The 15,249-nt window shown below is 68.3% G+C and carries 15 protein-coding genes; 5 read left to right on the top strand and 10 right to left on the bottom strand.

Annotated features, from left to right (window positions below):
* The first annotated feature begins 39 nt into the window (after positions 1 to 39).
* Together JX613_RS03970 and JX613_RS03965 are read left to right on the top strand one after the other, a co-directional pair.
* A complete protein-coding gene (locus tag JX613_RS03970) occupies positions 40 to 1,188 on the top strand; it encodes a CaiB/BaiF CoA transferase family protein (protein WP_237168342.1) in 1,149 nt (382 codons plus the stop codon).
* A 2-nt stretch (positions 1,189 to 1,190) separates the two neighbouring features.
* Positions 1,191 to 2,324 (top strand): acyl-CoA dehydrogenase family protein, encoded by a 1,134-nt coding sequence (locus JX613_RS03965; RefSeq protein ID WP_207100170.1) that lies wholly within the window; start codon positions 1,191 to 1,193, stop codon positions 2,322 to 2,324.
* A gap of 41 nt (positions 2,325 to 2,365) precedes the next feature.
* On the opposite strand, the gene JX613_RS03960 is transcribed toward JX613_RS03965, so the two are convergent.
* From JX613_RS03960 to hutI, 8 genes are all read right to left on the bottom strand, one after another.
* The gene (locus JX613_RS03960; protein ID WP_207100169.1) at positions 2,366 to 3,136 is read right to left on the bottom strand and encodes an amino acid ABC transporter ATP-binding protein; all 771 of its coding nucleotides are present in this window, start codon (positions 3,134 to 3,136) and stop codon (positions 2,366 to 2,368) included.
* A gap of 2 nt (positions 3,137 to 3,138) precedes the next feature.
* Positions 3,139 to 3,795: an amino acid ABC transporter permease gene (locus tag JX613_RS03955; protein WP_207100168.1), complete on the bottom strand. Its 657-nt coding sequence runs from the start codon at positions 3,793 to 3,795 to the stop codon at positions 3,139 to 3,141.
* Positions 3,795 to 4,442 (bottom strand): amino acid ABC transporter permease, encoded by a 648-nt coding sequence (locus JX613_RS03950; protein WP_207100167.1) that lies wholly within the window; start codon positions 4,440 to 4,442, stop codon positions 3,795 to 3,797. The genes JX613_RS03955 and JX613_RS03950 overlap by 1 nt, the downstream gene beginning before the upstream one ends.
* 77 nt (positions 4,443 to 4,519) lie before the next feature.
* Positions 4,520 to 5,338: a transporter substrate-binding domain-containing protein gene (locus JX613_RS03945; protein ID WP_207100166.1), complete on the bottom strand. Its 819-nt coding sequence runs from the start codon at positions 5,336 to 5,338 to the stop codon at positions 4,520 to 4,522.
* Positions 5,339 to 5,408: 70 nt separating this feature from the next.
* On the bottom strand, positions 5,409 to 7,088 hold the full coding sequence (gene hutU / locus JX613_RS03940) for a urocanate hydratase (RefSeq protein ID WP_207100165.1): 1,680 nt from the start codon (positions 7,086 to 7,088) through the stop codon (positions 5,409 to 5,411).
* 3 nt (positions 7,089 to 7,091) lie between these two features.
* A complete protein-coding gene (hutG, locus tag JX613_RS03935) occupies positions 7,092 to 7,895 on the bottom strand; it encodes an N-formylglutamate deformylase (protein ID WP_207100164.1) in 804 nt (267 codons plus the stop codon).
* Positions 7,892 to 9,457, bottom strand: coding sequence for a histidine ammonia-lyase (gene hutH, locus JX613_RS03930; protein WP_207100163.1), 1,566 nt, complete (start codon positions 9,455 to 9,457; stop codon positions 7,892 to 7,894). The genes hutG and hutH overlap by 4 nt, the downstream gene beginning before the upstream one ends.
* Positions 9,426 to 10,628: an imidazolonepropionase gene (gene hutI, locus JX613_RS03925; RefSeq protein ID WP_207100162.1), complete on the bottom strand. Its 1,203-nt coding sequence runs from the start codon at positions 10,626 to 10,628 to the stop codon at positions 9,426 to 9,428. The genes hutH and hutI overlap by 32 nt, the downstream gene beginning before the upstream one ends.
* 108 nt (positions 10,629 to 10,736) lie before the next feature.
* On the opposite strand from hutI, the gene JX613_RS03920 reads away from it, so the two are divergent.
* The gene (locus JX613_RS03920) at positions 10,737 to 12,101 is read left to right on the top strand and encodes a formimidoylglutamate deiminase (protein WP_207100161.1); all 1,365 of its coding nucleotides are present in this window, start codon (positions 10,737 to 10,739) and stop codon (positions 12,099 to 12,101) included.
* Positions 12,098 to 12,811, top strand: a complete 714-nt coding sequence (locus JX613_RS03915) for a GntR family transcriptional regulator (protein ID WP_336512263.1) — start codon at positions 12,098 to 12,100, stop codon at positions 12,809 to 12,811. The genes JX613_RS03920 and JX613_RS03915 overlap by 4 nt, the downstream gene beginning before the upstream one ends.
* 72 nt (positions 12,812 to 12,883) lie before the next feature.
* Here the strand turns inward: JX613_RS03915 and JX613_RS03910 are convergent, their stop codons facing one another.
* Positions 12,884 to 13,207 carry a hypothetical protein gene (locus JX613_RS03910; RefSeq protein WP_207100160.1) on the bottom strand — a complete coding sequence of 108 codons (324 nt, stop codon included), beginning with the start codon at positions 13,205 to 13,207 and terminating at the stop codon, positions 12,884 to 12,886.
* Between JX613_RS03910 and JX613_RS03905 the strand changes: the two genes are divergently transcribed.
* Positions 13,206 to 14,264 carry a YeeE/YedE family protein gene (locus JX613_RS03905; protein WP_207100159.1) on the top strand — a complete coding sequence of 353 codons (1,059 nt, stop codon included), beginning with the start codon at positions 13,206 to 13,208 and terminating at the stop codon, positions 14,262 to 14,264. The genes JX613_RS03910 and JX613_RS03905 overlap by 2 nt on opposite strands.
* A gap of 21 nt (positions 14,265 to 14,285) precedes the next feature.
* Here the strand turns inward: JX613_RS03905 and JX613_RS03900 are convergent, their stop codons facing one another.
* Entirely contained in the window at positions 14,286 to 15,248 is a 963-nt protein-coding gene (locus JX613_RS03900; protein WP_207100297.1) for an MBL fold metallo-hydrolase, read from the bottom strand.
* Position 15,249: the final 1 nt, after the last annotated feature.

The following is a 15,249-nucleotide window of genomic DNA, read 5'->3' as shown; positions in this document are numbered from 1 at the left end:
TGATGCGTCATCCTGTCCCCGTCAATGAACGGGGGCATCATGACCGACGACCAAAAGCCGCTGACAGGCATCAGGGTTCTGGATTTCACGCGGGTTCTGGCCGGACCCTATGCCACGGCGCTGATGGCCGACCTGGGCGCCGATGTCGTCAAGGTCGAGGCCCCGGGCGGCGACGAATACCGCCATATCGGCCCCTTCCGCGAAGGCGAAAGCGCGCTGTTCCAGACCGCCAATCGCGGCAAGCGGTCCATCGTGCTGGACCTGCGGTCCTCGGCCGATCTGGAGGTGGCGCGCGACCTGGCCCTTCGCGCCGATGTGGTGGTGGAAAATTTCCGCCCCGGCGTGATGGCCCGGCTGGGGCTGGATGCCGCTACGCTGCACGCGGACAACCCCCGGCTGGTCTATGCCTCGGTCTCGGGCTTCGGGCAAAGCGGCCCCCATGCGGCGCGCCCGGCCTATGACATCATCGTGCAGGCCATGTCGGGACTGATGCACCTGACCGGCGAACCGGACGCCGCCCCGACCATGGTGGGCGAGGCGATGGCCGATGTGGCGGGCGGGCTGTTCGCCGCCTGGGGGATCATGGTGGCGCTGTTCGACCGCAGCCGCACGGGCCGGGGCCGGGTGGTCGATCTGGCGCTGTTCGACGCGCTGTTGTCGATGATGCCGTCGGCGGGCGCGCGGGTGCTGGTCTGCGACGCCGACCCCGTGCGCACCGGCAACCGCCACGCGCTGTCCGCCCCCTTCGGCGTCTATCCGGCCGGACAAGGGCATTTTGCGGTGGCGGTGCTGAACGACAAGCTGTTTTCCGCCTTTTGCGAGGTGATCGCCCAGCCTGCCCTGCGAAACGACCTGCGCATGGCCAGCGACGAAAGCCGCCGCGCGCATGAACCCGTCCTGGCCGAGGCGATTGCGCAATGGGCCGGCAACCTGACGGCGGCGCAGGCGGTGGCCGCGCTGTCGGCGGCGGGGGTGCCCGCGTCTGAACTGGCTTCCGCGCGGGATGCCTGGCTGTCGGACCAGGCGCAGGCGCGGGGGCTTATGTCGCCCGTGACCCATCCCGTGCTGGGGTCCGTCGGCCTGCCGGAACAGCCGGTGCATTTCTCGGGCAGCCCGCGCGGGATGCGCCGGGCGGCCCCCGGCCTTGATGAACATGGCGCCGAAATCCGCGCCGAACTGGGAAAGTGACCATGACCGACTGGACCGAAGACGAAGCCGCGCTGCTGGATCAGATCGGGCGCTTTGCCCAAGAGGTTCTGGCGCCCCGTGCCGCCGAACTGGACGAAACCGCGACCTTTGCCACCTGCCACCTGCCCGCCATGGCGGATCTGGGGCTGATGGGCCTGAACCTGCCCGAGGAGGACGGCGGCCTGGGCCTGTCCGGTCCGGCCCTTTACCGCGCGGTGGAACTGATCGCCGGGGCCTGCGGATCGACCGCGTCCTTGCTGACGGCCCATTACTTGGCCACGGATTCGCTGCATCTGGGGGCCGACGCGGCGCTGCGGGCGCGGTTCCTGCCGCAGGCTGCGGCGGGTAGCCTGGGCGCCTTCGCCCTGACGGAACCGCAGGCCGGGTCGAACCCCGCCGACATGCGCACGGTGGCGCGGCGCGACGGGGCGGGATACCGGCTGCGCGGGTCCAAATGCTTCATTTCCAACGCGGGCGCGGCCGATTTCATGGTGGTCTATGCCAAGACCAACCCTGACGCGGGCGCGCGCGGCGTGTCGGCCTTTGTGGTGGAACCCAAGGAAACCCCCGGCATAGCCATCGCGCCCGCCGAACGCACCATGGGCCTGCGCGGCGGCCATGTCTTCGGCGTCACCTTCGACGACTGCTTTGTCCCGGAAGAAAACCGCATTGGACCCGAGGGCACGGGTTTCCGCACCGCGATGAAGGTGCTGGACAACGGCCGGATCGAGGTCGCGGCCCAGGCCACCGGCATCGCCGAGGCGGCGCTGAACGCGGCCATTTCCTATGCAAAGGAACGGCAGGTGGGCGGCCATCCCATCGCGGATTTCCAGGGGCTGCAATGGATGCTGGCCGACAGCGCCAACGACCTGGCCGCCGCGCGCGCCCTGGGGCTGGCGGCGGCGCGCCTGCGTGGCACCGGCGCGCGCTATTCCACGGAAAGCGCCCATGCGAAACTGTTCGCGTCCGAGGCCGCCTGGCGCATCGCCGACCGCGCGTTGCAGATCCATGGCGGATACGGCTATTGCCGCGACTTCCCGCTGGAACGCTATCTGCGCGATTTGCGGATCTTCCGCATCTATGAAGGCAGTTCGGAAATCCAGCGCACGATCATCGCGCGGGGCCTGCTGGCCTGAAACTGGAAACACCGGCCCCGATCATGTCGGGGCCGGTCGCGTCAGAAGCTGTTGCGTTCGTGATAGGTGCGCAGGAAGGACTGGATGCGCGGATCCTGCGGCTGGTGCAGGATCCGGTCGGGCGTGTCGGCGGCCACCAGTTCGCCCCGTTCCATGAAGGCCACGCGGTCGGCGACATGGGCGGCAAAGCCCATCTCGTGCGTGACGACCACCATGGTCATGCCTTCGGAAGCCAGCGTCTTCATCACGCTCAGAACCTCGCCCACCAGTTCGGGGTCCAGGGCCGATGTCGGCTCGTCGAACAGCATCAGGCGCGGTTCCATCGCGATGGCACGGGCGATGGCCACGCGCTGCTGCTGGCCGCCCGACAGGCGGGCGGGGTGGTTCTCCATCTTGTCGGCCAGGCCCACCTTTGCCAGCGCCTCGGCCGCGCGGGCCGATGCATCGGCCTTGGGCAGGCCGCGCACGCGGATCAGGCCTTCGGCCACGTTCTCGCGCGCGGTCATGTGCGGCCACAGGTTGAACTGCTGGAACACCATGCCGATGGACCGGCGCATCTCGCGCAGGGCGCGGCCTGCCATCCTGCGGCCCGGTGCGTCATAGCCGATCAGCTTGCCGTCGATGCGGATTTCGCCGGAATCGTATTCCTCCAGGAAGTTCATGCAGCGCAGCAGCGTCGATTTGCCCGACCCCGACGGCCCGATCAGGCAGGTCACGCGTCCGGGCGGGATCGACAGGTCCACGTCCTTCAGCGCGTGGAAGGGGCCGTAATACTTGTTTACCTTCTGGATCTCGACGGCAGAGGCCTGCATCGTCATGTCCTTTCGATCAGGTGTTTCGTGACGCGCGATTCAAACCGGCGGCCAAGGCGGGAAATGGCCTCGACCAGGCCCCAGAAGAACAGGGCCAGCACCAGGTTCGCCTCGACAAAGCGGAAGGTTTCGGCGGACATGCGGCTGACCTCGTACATCAGTTCGGGCACGGTGATGATGGACAGGATCACCGTTTCCTTGGTCAGGATGATCGAGAAGTTGATCAGCGCGGGCAGCGCGGACACCATCGACAGGGGCAAAAGGATGCGCCGCACGATGGCGGGCTCCGCCATGCCGATGGCGCGCGCGGCCTCAAGCTGCCCCAGCGGCACGGCGCGGAAGCCCGCGCGGAAGATTTCCGCGAAATAGGGGCTGCCATAGATGGTCAGGCCCAGCAGTCCTGCGGGCAGCGCGTCCAGCCGCAGCCCGATCAGCGGGCCGCCGTAATACAGCACGAACAGCTGCACCAGGAAGGGCGTGCCCCGGATCACCTCGATATAGACCTGGATGATCCAGCCCAGCCAGCGGGGGCCGTAATGGCGTAGCAGCGCGATCAGAAGGCCAAGCGCCATGGCGAAGACGGTGCCCAAGGCCCAGCAGAGGACGGTATAGCCGAAGCCGCGCAGCAGGGCCGGGCCGTATTGGTGCAGGATGTCCATCACACGGCGGTCCTGTATTCCAGCCAGCGCCCCAGGGCCGCAAGGCAAAGGTTGATCAGCAGATAAATGCAGGCCGCCGCCAGATAGACTTCCAGCGGGCGGAAGGTGGTCGCGGCCTGGGCCTGGCTGGCGCGGGTGATTTCCAGGATGCCCACCACGGACACCAGCGAGGACGCCTTGACCAGCAGGATCAGTTCGTTGATCAGCGCGGGCAGCGACATGGTGACGGCCTGCGGCAGGATCACGCGGCCCCAGACATCGCGGGGCGTCATGCCGATGGCCACCGCGGCCTCGGCCTGGCCGGGGGGCAGCGCGTTGATCGCGCCGCGCCAGATTTCCGAGATATAGGCGCTGGCGCAGATGCCCACGGTGACGATGGCGGCGACCATGGCGGGCACGTCAAGCCCGATCAGCGGCAGCGAGTAATAGAACACCAGAAGCTGCACCAGAAGCGGCACCCCGCGCAGGAAGCTGACCCAGAGCGCGCCGAAATTTCTCAGGAAACGGGATCGCGACAGCCGCGCCGCGCAGATCAGCGTGCCGATCACCAGCCCGAGCGCGATCCCCCCGACCGAGATCAGAAGCGTGTATCGCGCGGCCCAGAACAGCGGCACAAGGCTTTCCAGAAAGGCCGGGATCGAGAACATGCGCACCTCGGGGCGGGATGGGTCGCGGGGGGATCGGGAATGCGGCGGGCGGGATGGTCCCGCCCGCGCGGCGAAGATCAGTTCGTCGGCACTTCGCGCGGCAGGTCCGAATAGGTGCCCAGCCACTTTTCATGGATCGCCTTGATGCGGCCGTCATCGGTCATCTTCAGCATGGCGTCGTTGATCGCCTGCGCCAGGGACGCGCTGTTCTCGTCCTTGCGCAGCACCCAGGCGAAGTATTTCGGTTCGCCGAACTGCGCGGGCTCGAACAGGGCAAAGCTTTCGGGGCGCGACTTGACCAGATAGGTCAGGTTGGGCAGCGATCCCGCCACGGCGTCCAGGCGCCCGGTCGCGAGATCCGCATAGGCCTCGTCGGTGGTGCCGTATTCCTTGATGGTGACGCCGCCCAGGGTCTGGCCGAAGGCTTCCAGCTGCTTGAACTGCGCGGTGCCCTGCTGGACGCCAACGGTCTTGCCCTTGATGTCCTCGGGCTTTGTCAGTTCGTCATTGCCCGCCGCCTTGACCAGCGACACGGTGGCGTCGGCGATGGGCAGGGTGAAGGTGTAGCGTTCCAGCCGTTCGGGGGTGATGGTGACGGGGGCGATCACGATGTCGAACTTGCCGACTTCCAGGCCCGGAAGCTCGGCCGTCCAGGGGATGTCCTGATAGACCGGCTCGACGCCCAGTTCCTTGGCGACCTCGTCGAACAGATCCTTGGTGATGCCTTCGTAGGTGCCGTTGTTCAGCATGTCGAAGGGCGCGTAATGCATGTCGGTCGCGGTGACGATCTTGCCCGCCGCCTTGATGTCGGCCAGCTGGTCGGCGGCGGCGATGGTGCCGAAGCCCAGGGCCGCCAGGCCCAGAAGCGCGGCACGAAGGGTTGTCTGGATGGTCATGGTGTCACTCCGTGTTGGTTGGGTCTTTTCTTGAAGGGCGCCGCGGTCCGATCCCGCGGCGCCCTCTTTGTTACAGGATCGCGGGCAGGTTCAAGCCATGTTCGCGGGCGCAATCCAGCGCGATGTCATAGCCTGCGTCGGCGTGACGCATCACGCCCGTGGCCGGGTCGTTCCACAGCACGCGCTCGATCCGGCGGTCGGCGTCGGCGGACCCGTCGCAGCAGATCACCATGCCGGAATGCTGGCTGAAGCCCATGCCGACGCCGCCGCCGTGGTGCAGCGACACCCAGGTTGCGCCGGATGCGGTGTTCAGCAGCGCGTTCAGCAGCGGCCAGTCGGACACGGCGTCGGACCCGTCCTTCATCGCCTCGGTCTCGCGGTTGGGGCTGGCGACGGACCCGCTGTCCAGGTGGTCGCGTCCGATCACCACGGGCGCCTTCAGCTCGCCGTTGCGCACCATCTCGTTGATGGCCAGACCGGCGCGATGGCGGTCGCCCAGGCCGATCCACATGATCCGGGCGGGCAGGCCCTGGAAGGCGATGCGGTCGCGGGCCATGTCCAGCCAGTTGTGCAGATGGGCGTTGTCGGGGAACAGTTCCTTCATGCGCTGGTCGGTCTTGTAGATGTCCTCGGGGTCGCCCGACAGCGCGGCCCAGCGGAAGGGGCCGACGCCCCGGCAGAACAGCGGGCGGATATAGGCGGGCACGAAGCCGGGGAAGGCGAAGGCGTTTTCCAACCCTTCCTCCAGCGCGACCTGGCGGATGTTGTTGCCGTAATCCAGCGTCGGCACGCCCGCGTTCCAGAAATCGACCATGGCGGCGACATGGGCCTTCATGCTGGCGCGCGCGGCCTGTTCCACGGCCTTGGGATCGGTTTCCTGTTTGGCGCGCCATTCGGCCACGGACCAGCCCAGCGGCAGGTATCCGTGGATCGGGTCATGCGCGCTGGTCTGGTCGGTGACGATGTCGGGGCGCGGGCCGCCCGCCTTCATGCGGCGGACGAGTTCGGGGAACACCTCGGCCGCGTTGCCGATCAGGGCCACGGATTTCGCCTCGCCCGCGCGGGTCCAGCGGTCGATCATCGCCAGCGCCTCGTCCAGCGTATGGGCCTTTTCATCGCAATAGCGGGTGCGGATGCGGAAATCGGCGCGCGTCTCGTCGCATTCCACGGCCAGGCAGCAGGCCCCGGCCATCACGGCGGCCAGCGGCTGCGCGCCGCCCATGCCGCCCAGGCCGGCGGTCAGGATCCACTTGCCCTTGAGGCTGCCGCCGTAATGCTGGCGCCCGGCCTCGGCAAAGGTTTCATAGGTGCCCTGAACGATGCCCTGCGTGCCGATATAGATCCAGGATCCGGCGGTCATCTGGCCGTACATGGCCAGGCCTTTCTTGTCCAATTCGTTGAAATGGTCCCAGGTGGCCCAATGCGGCACCAGGTTGGAATTGGCGATCAGTACGCGCGGCGCGTCCTTGTGGGTGCGGAAGACGCCCACCGGCTTGCCCGACTGGACCAGCAGGGTCTGGTCTTCCTCCAGCGCGCGGAGGGATTCGACGATGCGGTCGAAATCCTCCCAGGTGCGGGCGGCGCGGCCGATGCCGCCATAGACCACCAGTTCATGCGGGTTTTCCGCCACGTCGGGATGCAGGTTGTTCATCAGCATCCGCAAGGGCGCCTCGGTCAGCCAGCTTTTCGCGGTCAGTTCGGTGCCGGTGGCGGGGAAGATGTCGCGGGTGTTGTGGCGCGGGTTGTTCATGGGTCAGTCCTTCAGTTCGGCGGCCAGATCCGCAAGCGTGGCAAGGATATGTGTCAGCGTGCCGCGCAGGGGCGCGGCCTTTTCGGCGTCAAAGGCGAAGGGCGCGGCCTCGGCCGCAAGATGGGTGGATTGCGCCAGTTCCATCTGGATGGCGTGGACCCCGTCGCCGGGACGCCCGTAATGGCGCGTCGTCCAGCCGCCCTTGAAGCGGCCATTCAGAACCCAGGTCCGCCCGCTGTCCCTGACGATCCGCGCCACGGCATCCTGGATCCGCGGGTCGCAGGTGGTGCCGCCTGCGGTGCCGATGTTGAAATCGGGCAGGGTGCCGTCGAACAGGAAAGGGATATGCGACCGGATCGAATGGCAGTCGTAAAGGATCGCCACCCCGTGCCGGGCGCGGACCCGCTCGATCTGGGCGGACAGCGCCGCATGATAGGGCGCATGGAACCGCGCGGTGCGTTGGGCCACGTCCTCCGCCGTCGGTTCCCGGGTCCAGATCGGCTGGCCGTCGAAATCGGTCAGCGGCACCAGCCCGGTGGTGTTCTGGCCGGGATAAAGGCTTTCGTTGTCCGGGCCGCGGTTGGCGTCGATCACATAGCGGTGGAAGGTCGCCCGCACGGTCGTCGCACCGAGCAGCAAGCCGTCATACAGACGATGGATATGCCAGTCGGTGTCGGCCAGTTCCTGCCCGCGCGCGTTCAGGCGGGCATGGATCTCGTCCGGCAGATAGGTTCCCGTATGCGGCAGGCCCAGGATGACGGGGCTGTCGCCCTCGACAACCAGGACCGGGTTCGGACCGGCGGTCACGGCTGCACCTCGGCCAGCAGGGCGGCGGGCACGGCGGCGGTCAGGACGCCTTCGCGCACCAGGCGCGCGGCCTCGACCAGATCGGGGGCGAGGTAGCGGTCCTGCGCCAGCGGCGGGACGGTGTCGCGCAGGGTGGCGATCACCGCCTGCAAGGGGGCGGATGTCGCCAGCGGCGCGCGGAACTCGACCCCGGCTGCGGCGCAGATCGCCTCGATCCCCAGGATCTGCGACAGGTTGGCGTTCATCCGGCGCAGACGGCGGGCGCCATGGGCGGCCATGCTGACATGGTCTTCCTGGTTGGCGCTTGTGGGCGTCGAATCCGTGCTGCAGGGGGTCGCCAGGTGCTTGTTCTCGCTCATCAGGGCGGCGCTGGTGACTTCGGCGATCATCAACCCGCTGTTCAGGCCGGGATCGGGGGTCAGGAAGGGCGGCAGGTCATGGGACAGCGCCGGGTCCACCATCAGCGCGATGCGCCGCTGGGCGATGGCGCCCATTTCGGCAATCGCCAGGGCGATCTGGTCGGCGGCGAAGGCCACGGGTTCGGCGTGGAAGTTCCCGCCCGACACGATCCGGTCCGCCCCCACCAGCACCAGCGGGTTGTCGGTGGCGGCGTTCGATTCAATCTCCAGCGTGCGGGCGGTCTGCCACAGCAGGTCGATGCAGGCGCCGGTGACCTGCGGCTGGCAGCGGATGCAATAGGGATCCTGCACGCGGGTGTCGCCCGTCCGGTGGCTTTCGCGGATCTCGCTGCCCTCCATCAGCGCGCGGATGGCGCGGGCGGCGGTGATCTGGCCGCGATGGCCGCGCAGGGTGTGGATCTCGTCCAGGAAGGGGGCGGTCGATCCCATGATGGCGTCGGTGGACAGCGCCGAGGTCACAAGCGCCGCGCGGGCCGAGGCAAAGGCCTCGAACAGCCCGGCCAGCGCGAAGGCGGTGGACACCTGGGTGCCGTTGATCAGGGCCAGCCCCTCCTTGGCGGCCAGCACCACGGGTTCCAGCCCCGCCGCCCGCAGCGCCTCGGCCCCCGGCATCTCTTGCCCCTGCCAGACGGCGCGGCCTTCGCCCAGCATGACGGCGGCCATGTGGGCAAGCGGCGCCAGATCGCCCGAAGCCCCGACCGACCCCTGCGCCGGGATCACCGGCAGCACGTTCCGCGCCAGCATCTCCTCGATCAGCGCGATCACCTCGGGCCGGACGCCGGATGCGCCGCGTCCCAGGGACAGAAGCTTCAGCACCAGGATCAGGCGCACCGTTTCCGGCTCGACGGCCTCGCCCACGCCGCAGCAATGGGACAGGATCAGGTTCCTTTGCAGAGTCGCGGTATCGGCGGGCGCGATCTTGATGGACGCGAGCTTGCCGAAGCCGGTGTTGACGCCATAGACGGGTTCCTCGCCGCCCGCCGCCCGGGCGATGCGGGCGGCGGATGCGGCGATGCCGTCGCGCGCGCTGTCCGCCAGCCGCACGGCCAGACCCTGCCGCCAGACCTGTTCCAGTTGCGCCAGCATGGTTTCACCAGGGGTAAGGATCAGTTCAGACAAATTCGCCTCCGACGATGCGGGCATGAAGGGGATTGAAGCCGATGCGATAGGACAGTTCGGCCAGATGGGCGATGTCCCAGACCGCCAGGTCGGCGCGCAGGCCGGGTGCAATCGCGCCCCGGTCAGGCAGGCCAAGCGCCCGCGCGGCGTTCACGGTGACGCCCGCCAGGCATTCCGACGGCGTCATGCGGAACAGCGTGGCCCCCATGTTCATGGTCAGCAGCAGCGAGGTCAGGGGCGATGTGCCGGGATTGCAGTCGGTGGCAAGCGCCATGGGCACGCCCGCCTTGCGCAGGGACGCGACGGGGGGAAGCTGCGTTTCGCGCAGCAGGTAGAAGGCGCCGGGCAGCAGCACGGCCACGGTTCCGGCCCGCGCCATCGCCGCCACCCCGTCATCGCCCAGATATTCCAGGTGGTCTGCCGACAGCGCGCCATGACGGGCCGCCATGACCGCGCCGCCCAGGTCGGACAGCTGTTCCGCGTGCAGCTTGACCGGCAGGCCAAGGGAGGCGGCATGGTCGAAGACCTGCGCCATTTCATCGGGGGAAAAGGCGATGCCTTCGCAGAACCCGTCCACCGCGTCGATCAGCCCTTCGGCATGGGCGCGGTCCATCCCGGCCATCACGACATCGCGCAGATAGGCCGCGCGGTCGTCCCTGTATTCGGGCGGCAGCGCATGGGCCGCAAGCCAGGTCGTGCGCACCGATACGGGGCGGACTTCGCCGATGCGGCGCGCGACGCGCAGCATCTTCAGTTCCGATTCGATCTCCAGCCCATAGCCGGACTTGATTTCCAGCGTGGTCACGCCTTCGGCCAGCAGGGCATCGACGCGGGGCAGGGCGGTTTCCAGAAGCTGATCCGGGCTTGCCGCGCGGGTGTCGCGCACGCTGGACAGGATCCCGCCGCCCGCGCGGGCGATGTCTTCATAGCTGGCGCCTTCCAGCCGCATCTCGAATTCGCGGGCGCGGTCGCCGCCAAAAACGACATGGGTGTGGCAGTCGATCAGGCCGGGCGTGACGACCCGCCCGCCAAGGTCGCGGCGGGGGGCCTGTTCGTATTCGCCGGGCAGGTCGGCCGCGTCCCCGACCCAGGCGATCCGCGCGCCGTCGATCACGATCGCCGACGGATCGGACAAGGTGGCCTGGCCCGAGCCTTCCGCAAAGCCCGCTATCCTGACGTTGCCAAGAATCTGCATCGGATCGCCGCCCCTCGTTTCCGCTTGCCGTTTCTATGTTTAAACATATATCATGACTATGTCTAAACGTATTTGACGTCAAATGAAATCGGCAAGGCGGGGATCGCGATGACGGTGCTGTGGGCGGAACGGGCTTTGCTGCCCGAAGGATGGGCGGAAAACGTCCGGGTCACGATCGCGCCGGACGGTCGCATCGGCCAGGTCCGCGCGGGCGCAAACCCCGAGGGCCAGCGGATCGGGCTGCTGCTGCCCGCCATGGCGAACCTGCATTCGCACGCCTTCCAGCGGGCCATGGCGGGCCTGTCCGAGGCGCGCGGCCCCCACCCGCGCGACACCTTCTGGACCTGGCGGCAGATCATGTACCGCTTCCTGGACCATCTGACGCCCGACGATGTGGAAGCCATCGCCGCCCTTGTGCAGATGGAGATGCTGGAGGCCGGTTACGCCACCAATGTCGAATTCCATTACCTGCACCACCAGCCGGGCGGCACGCCCTATGCCAACCTGGCCGAGATGTCGGAACGCATCGCCTCTGCCGCCGCCCGCACGGGGATCGGGCTGACGCTGCTGCCGGTGCATTACCAGTTCGGCGGCTGCGACGGCCGTCCGCTGGGGCCGGGGCAGGCGCGCTTCGGCACCGATCCCGCCCTGTTCATCCGCCTGCTGGATGCCGCCGAAGCCGCCCTTGGCCACCTGCCCCCCGACGCGGGCATCGGCGTCGCGCCCCATTCGCTGCGCGCGGTCAGCCCGGATGCGCTGCGCCTCTGCGCGACCCTGCGCCCCGGACGCCCGCTGCACATGCACCTGGCCGAACAGATCCCCGAGATCGAGGAGGTCCGGGCCGCCCGGGGCCTGCGCCCGGTCGAATGGGTGCTGGACCACTGCGCGCCCGACCGCAACTGGACACTGATCCACCTGACCCACATGACCCCGGATGAGACCCGCCGCCTTGCCGCGACCGGGGCCGTCGCGGGCCTGTGCCCCGTCACCGAGGCCAGCCTTGGCGACGGCATCTTCAACGGCACGATCTGGCGCGACGCGGGCGGGCGTTTCGGCTTCGGCTCCGACAGCAACATCCGCATCTCCCTGGCCGAGGAGTTGCGCGGCCTGGAATACAGCCAGCGCCTGCGCGACACCGCCCGCGCCATCCTGGCCGAACCGGAACGGTCCACGGGCCGGGTGCTGTATGACGCCGGGCTTGACGGCGGCGCCACGGCGGCGGGCCGCGACACCGGCGCGATCCGCGAAGGGCTGTGGGCCGACCTTTGCGCGGTGGCCCTGGACACGCCGGTCATGGCGGGGCGCACGGGCGACCGGATGCTGGACAGCCTGGTCTTCGCGGGCGGCGACGGGCTGGTGCGCGATGTCTGGGCCGCCGGGCGCCATGTCGTCCGGGACGGCAGGCACCGCGACCGCGACCGGATCACCGCCGCCTATCTGGCCTGCATCGCCAGCCTGCAGGAGCGGATGTGACCGCCAGAAGCCCCGCCCCGACCCTGCCCAAGGCGCAGGCCATCGCCCACGAGGTGCGCCGCCGGATCATCGACCGCGAATGGCGGCAAGGCGACCGCATCCCGGACGAGGCCGACCTGGCCGTCGAATTCGGCGCTGCGCGGGCGACGGTGAACAAGGCCCTGCAGATGCTGGCCGACGAAGGCCTGCTGGACCGCCGCCGCCGCGCGGGCACGCGGGTCGCGGTGGACCCGGTGCGCAAGGCGGTGCTGACGATCCCCATCGTCCGCGAACAGATCGAAAGCGCGGGCATGGCCTATGGCCACCGCATCGTCGCGCATCGCCGCGCCCCCGCGCCCGAGGCCATCGCCCTCAGGCTTGGCATCGCGCCCGGCGCGCCCATGATCCACCTGCGCGCCGTCCATTACGGCAATCAGGCCCCGTTCCAGTACGAGGACCGCTGGATCAACCCCGGGGCGGTCGGCGGCATGGGCGGCGTGGATTTCCGCCATGTCAACGCGAACGAATGGCTGGTGCGCAACGCCCCCTATTCCCGCGCCGACTTCACCTTTTCGGCGGCCAATGCCGATGCGCGCGACGCCCGGATGCTGCAAACGCATCCGGGCCAGGCGCTGCTGATCCTGCACCGGACCACCTGGAACGAGGATCACCCGATCACCACCGTCCGCATCGCCTGCAAGCCCGGCCACCGGATCAGCACCAGCCACTAGGCGCCGCCCGCAGGCATCCAGGCTTCCGCCATCGGCGGCGGCAGGCCTGCGGCCTTGCAGGGGGTGACTTCATCAGCATCGGGAAACCGGTGCCCTGGCGGCCCTTGTCTGCGACAGCGGCGACCCCCACGGCAGCACCTGCTTCAATGATGACTGGCAGGGCAAGGAATCGAGATCACCGGCTGGCAGCAGCGCATCGCAGCCTTCCCTGATACCGGCGAGGGGCCAGCTTCCTTGACGGAAGCCGTGGAGAGCCGTTCTGAGTTCGATGGTATTTTGCCCAAATATTTGAATATTTGCATGAAAAACAATTGCTGCACAGAATACCATGAAGGCGTCAATCCAGAACCCGCACCCTTGCGGCCCCTGCCACGTTCGCTGAAAAATCCGGATCATGACCCTTTCTGCCATCACGGACAGCCTCGGAGACTTGCCCACGGCGGCCCTGATGGGGCTGGTCGTGGGGATCTTCTTCGGCGTCGCGGCGCAGCGGTCCGCCTTCTGCCTGCGCGCGGCCACCGTTGAATTCGCCCGTGGCAGGCTGGGGCCGCGCATGGCGGTGTGGCTGCTGACCTTCTCCTCGGCCGTGATCTGGGTTCAGGCGGCGCGGCTGCTGGGGTGGGTGGATACCGGGGCCGTGCGGATGATGGCCGTCACCGGCAGCATCAGCGGGGCGATCATCGGCGGGCTGATCTTTGGGGCGGGCATGGTGCTGGCGCGGGGATGTCCGGGCCGCCTTCTGGTGCTGGCGGCGACCGGCAACCTCCGGTCGATCCTGAGCGGGCTGCTGTTTGCCGTGACCGCGCAAATGACGCTGCACGGCTGGCTTGCCGGCGCGCGCACGCGGCTGGCGCAGATCTGGATCACGCCGGACGGGCGCAACATCGACCTGTCCGCGGCCCTGGGCCTGCCCGGCTGGAGCCCGCTTGTCCTTGGCCTGGCCTGCGCGGGGCTGGCGCTGTTCCTGGCCTGGCGGAACCGGATCACGCCCGCCATCCTGATCTTCGGCGCGGGCGTGGGCGTCACCGTGGCGATCGGCTATTTCCTGACCTACAGCCTGTTACAGATCGCCTTTGACCCCCTCTCAGTGACATCCATCACCTTCACCGGCCCGTCCGCCAACACGCTGATGGCCATGCTGGTGCCGTTCGAGGGCTGGAGCTTCGATTTGGGCTTGGTGCCGGGCGTCTTTGTCGGATCCTTTCTGGCGGCATGGACCGGCGGCGTCCTGCGGTTCCAGAGCTTTGAAAGCGCCGGGCAGACGCGCCGGGCCATGGGGGGCGCCGTGATGATGGGGTTCGGGGGAATGCTGGCGGGCGGCTGTTCGATCGGGAACGGCGTGTCGGGCGCCTCGGTCATGGCGCTGACGGCCTGGGTCGCGCTGTTCTCGATGTGGGTCGGCGGCGTGGCCACCGACCGCCTGGTCGATCAGCGGCGCGAGGCGGGGGCGTGACCCCGCCCGGGGCGCGCGCGGTCATTCGAACTCCATCTCGGAAAAGACCACGCCGGCGTTCTTGGTGGCCAGTTCCTCGAAGGTGTCCATCCAGGCCCATTGCGACTGATCCACGTAATAGGCCTGCGACAGGTCGCCCCCGTTTTCCAGATGCTCGGCGATCCTGGCGCGCAGATCCCTGAGGTAATCGACGGTCGCGTGCCGGACCGTGGCCAGATCGGTGGGCGCCCCGTGGCCGGGGACGATGATTTCCGCCCCCATCGGTTCCAGCCCCGTTTCAAAGGTTTCGATCCAGCACGGGGTGCAGGTGCCTTCGAAGATCGGCGGCATCCGTTCGGAAAAGGCGATGTCGCCCGCGATCAGAACCTTGCTGCCCGGCAGCCAGACCTGCGTGTCGCCGGGCGAATGGGCGGGGCCCAGATGCAGCACCTCGATGCTTGTGCCGCCCATCCGGATGTCCTTGCGGTCGGTGAAGGTTTCCGTCGGCGGCACGATCCGCGTGCCTTCGGCGTTTTCCCGTGCATAGGCCTTCAGCGCCTCAAGCCCGCGCGGGCCTTCGCTGTCGATGAAGTCCGCCGCAGCCTCCTCATGCGCCAGGATGGGAACGCCCTGCGCGGCCCAGTAGCTGTTGCCCAGCATCGAATGGCCCTGGCCGTTTTCGTTGATGACCAGCCTGACCGGCTGGTCGGTGATCTTGCGGATCTCGGCGTGCAGGGCCTCGGCCAGCTTCCAGGACGCGCCGCCGTTGACCACGGCCACCCCGTCGGTGGTCACGATGAAGGACAGGTTGTTGTTGTGGCCCGCGTTTTCATAGGTGGGCGGCTGCGTCGCGCCGATCGCGCTGTAGACGCCATCGGCCACCTTGACCGGCGCGTCATAAAGGACCGAGCTGGGATATTTGTCCGGCGTGTCGTCGGCCCGGGCCAGGGACGCCCCCGCCGCCAGCACCATGGCGGCCGCAACCGTTCTTGCGTCAAACCGCATC

It is taken from the genome of Paracoccus shandongensis (genome assembly GCF_017315735.1).
Taxonomy (GTDB): domain Bacteria; phylum Pseudomonadota; class Alphaproteobacteria; order Rhodobacterales; family Rhodobacteraceae; genus Paracoccus; species Paracoccus shandongensis.
This window is presented reverse-complemented; position numbering and strand designations above follow the sequence as displayed.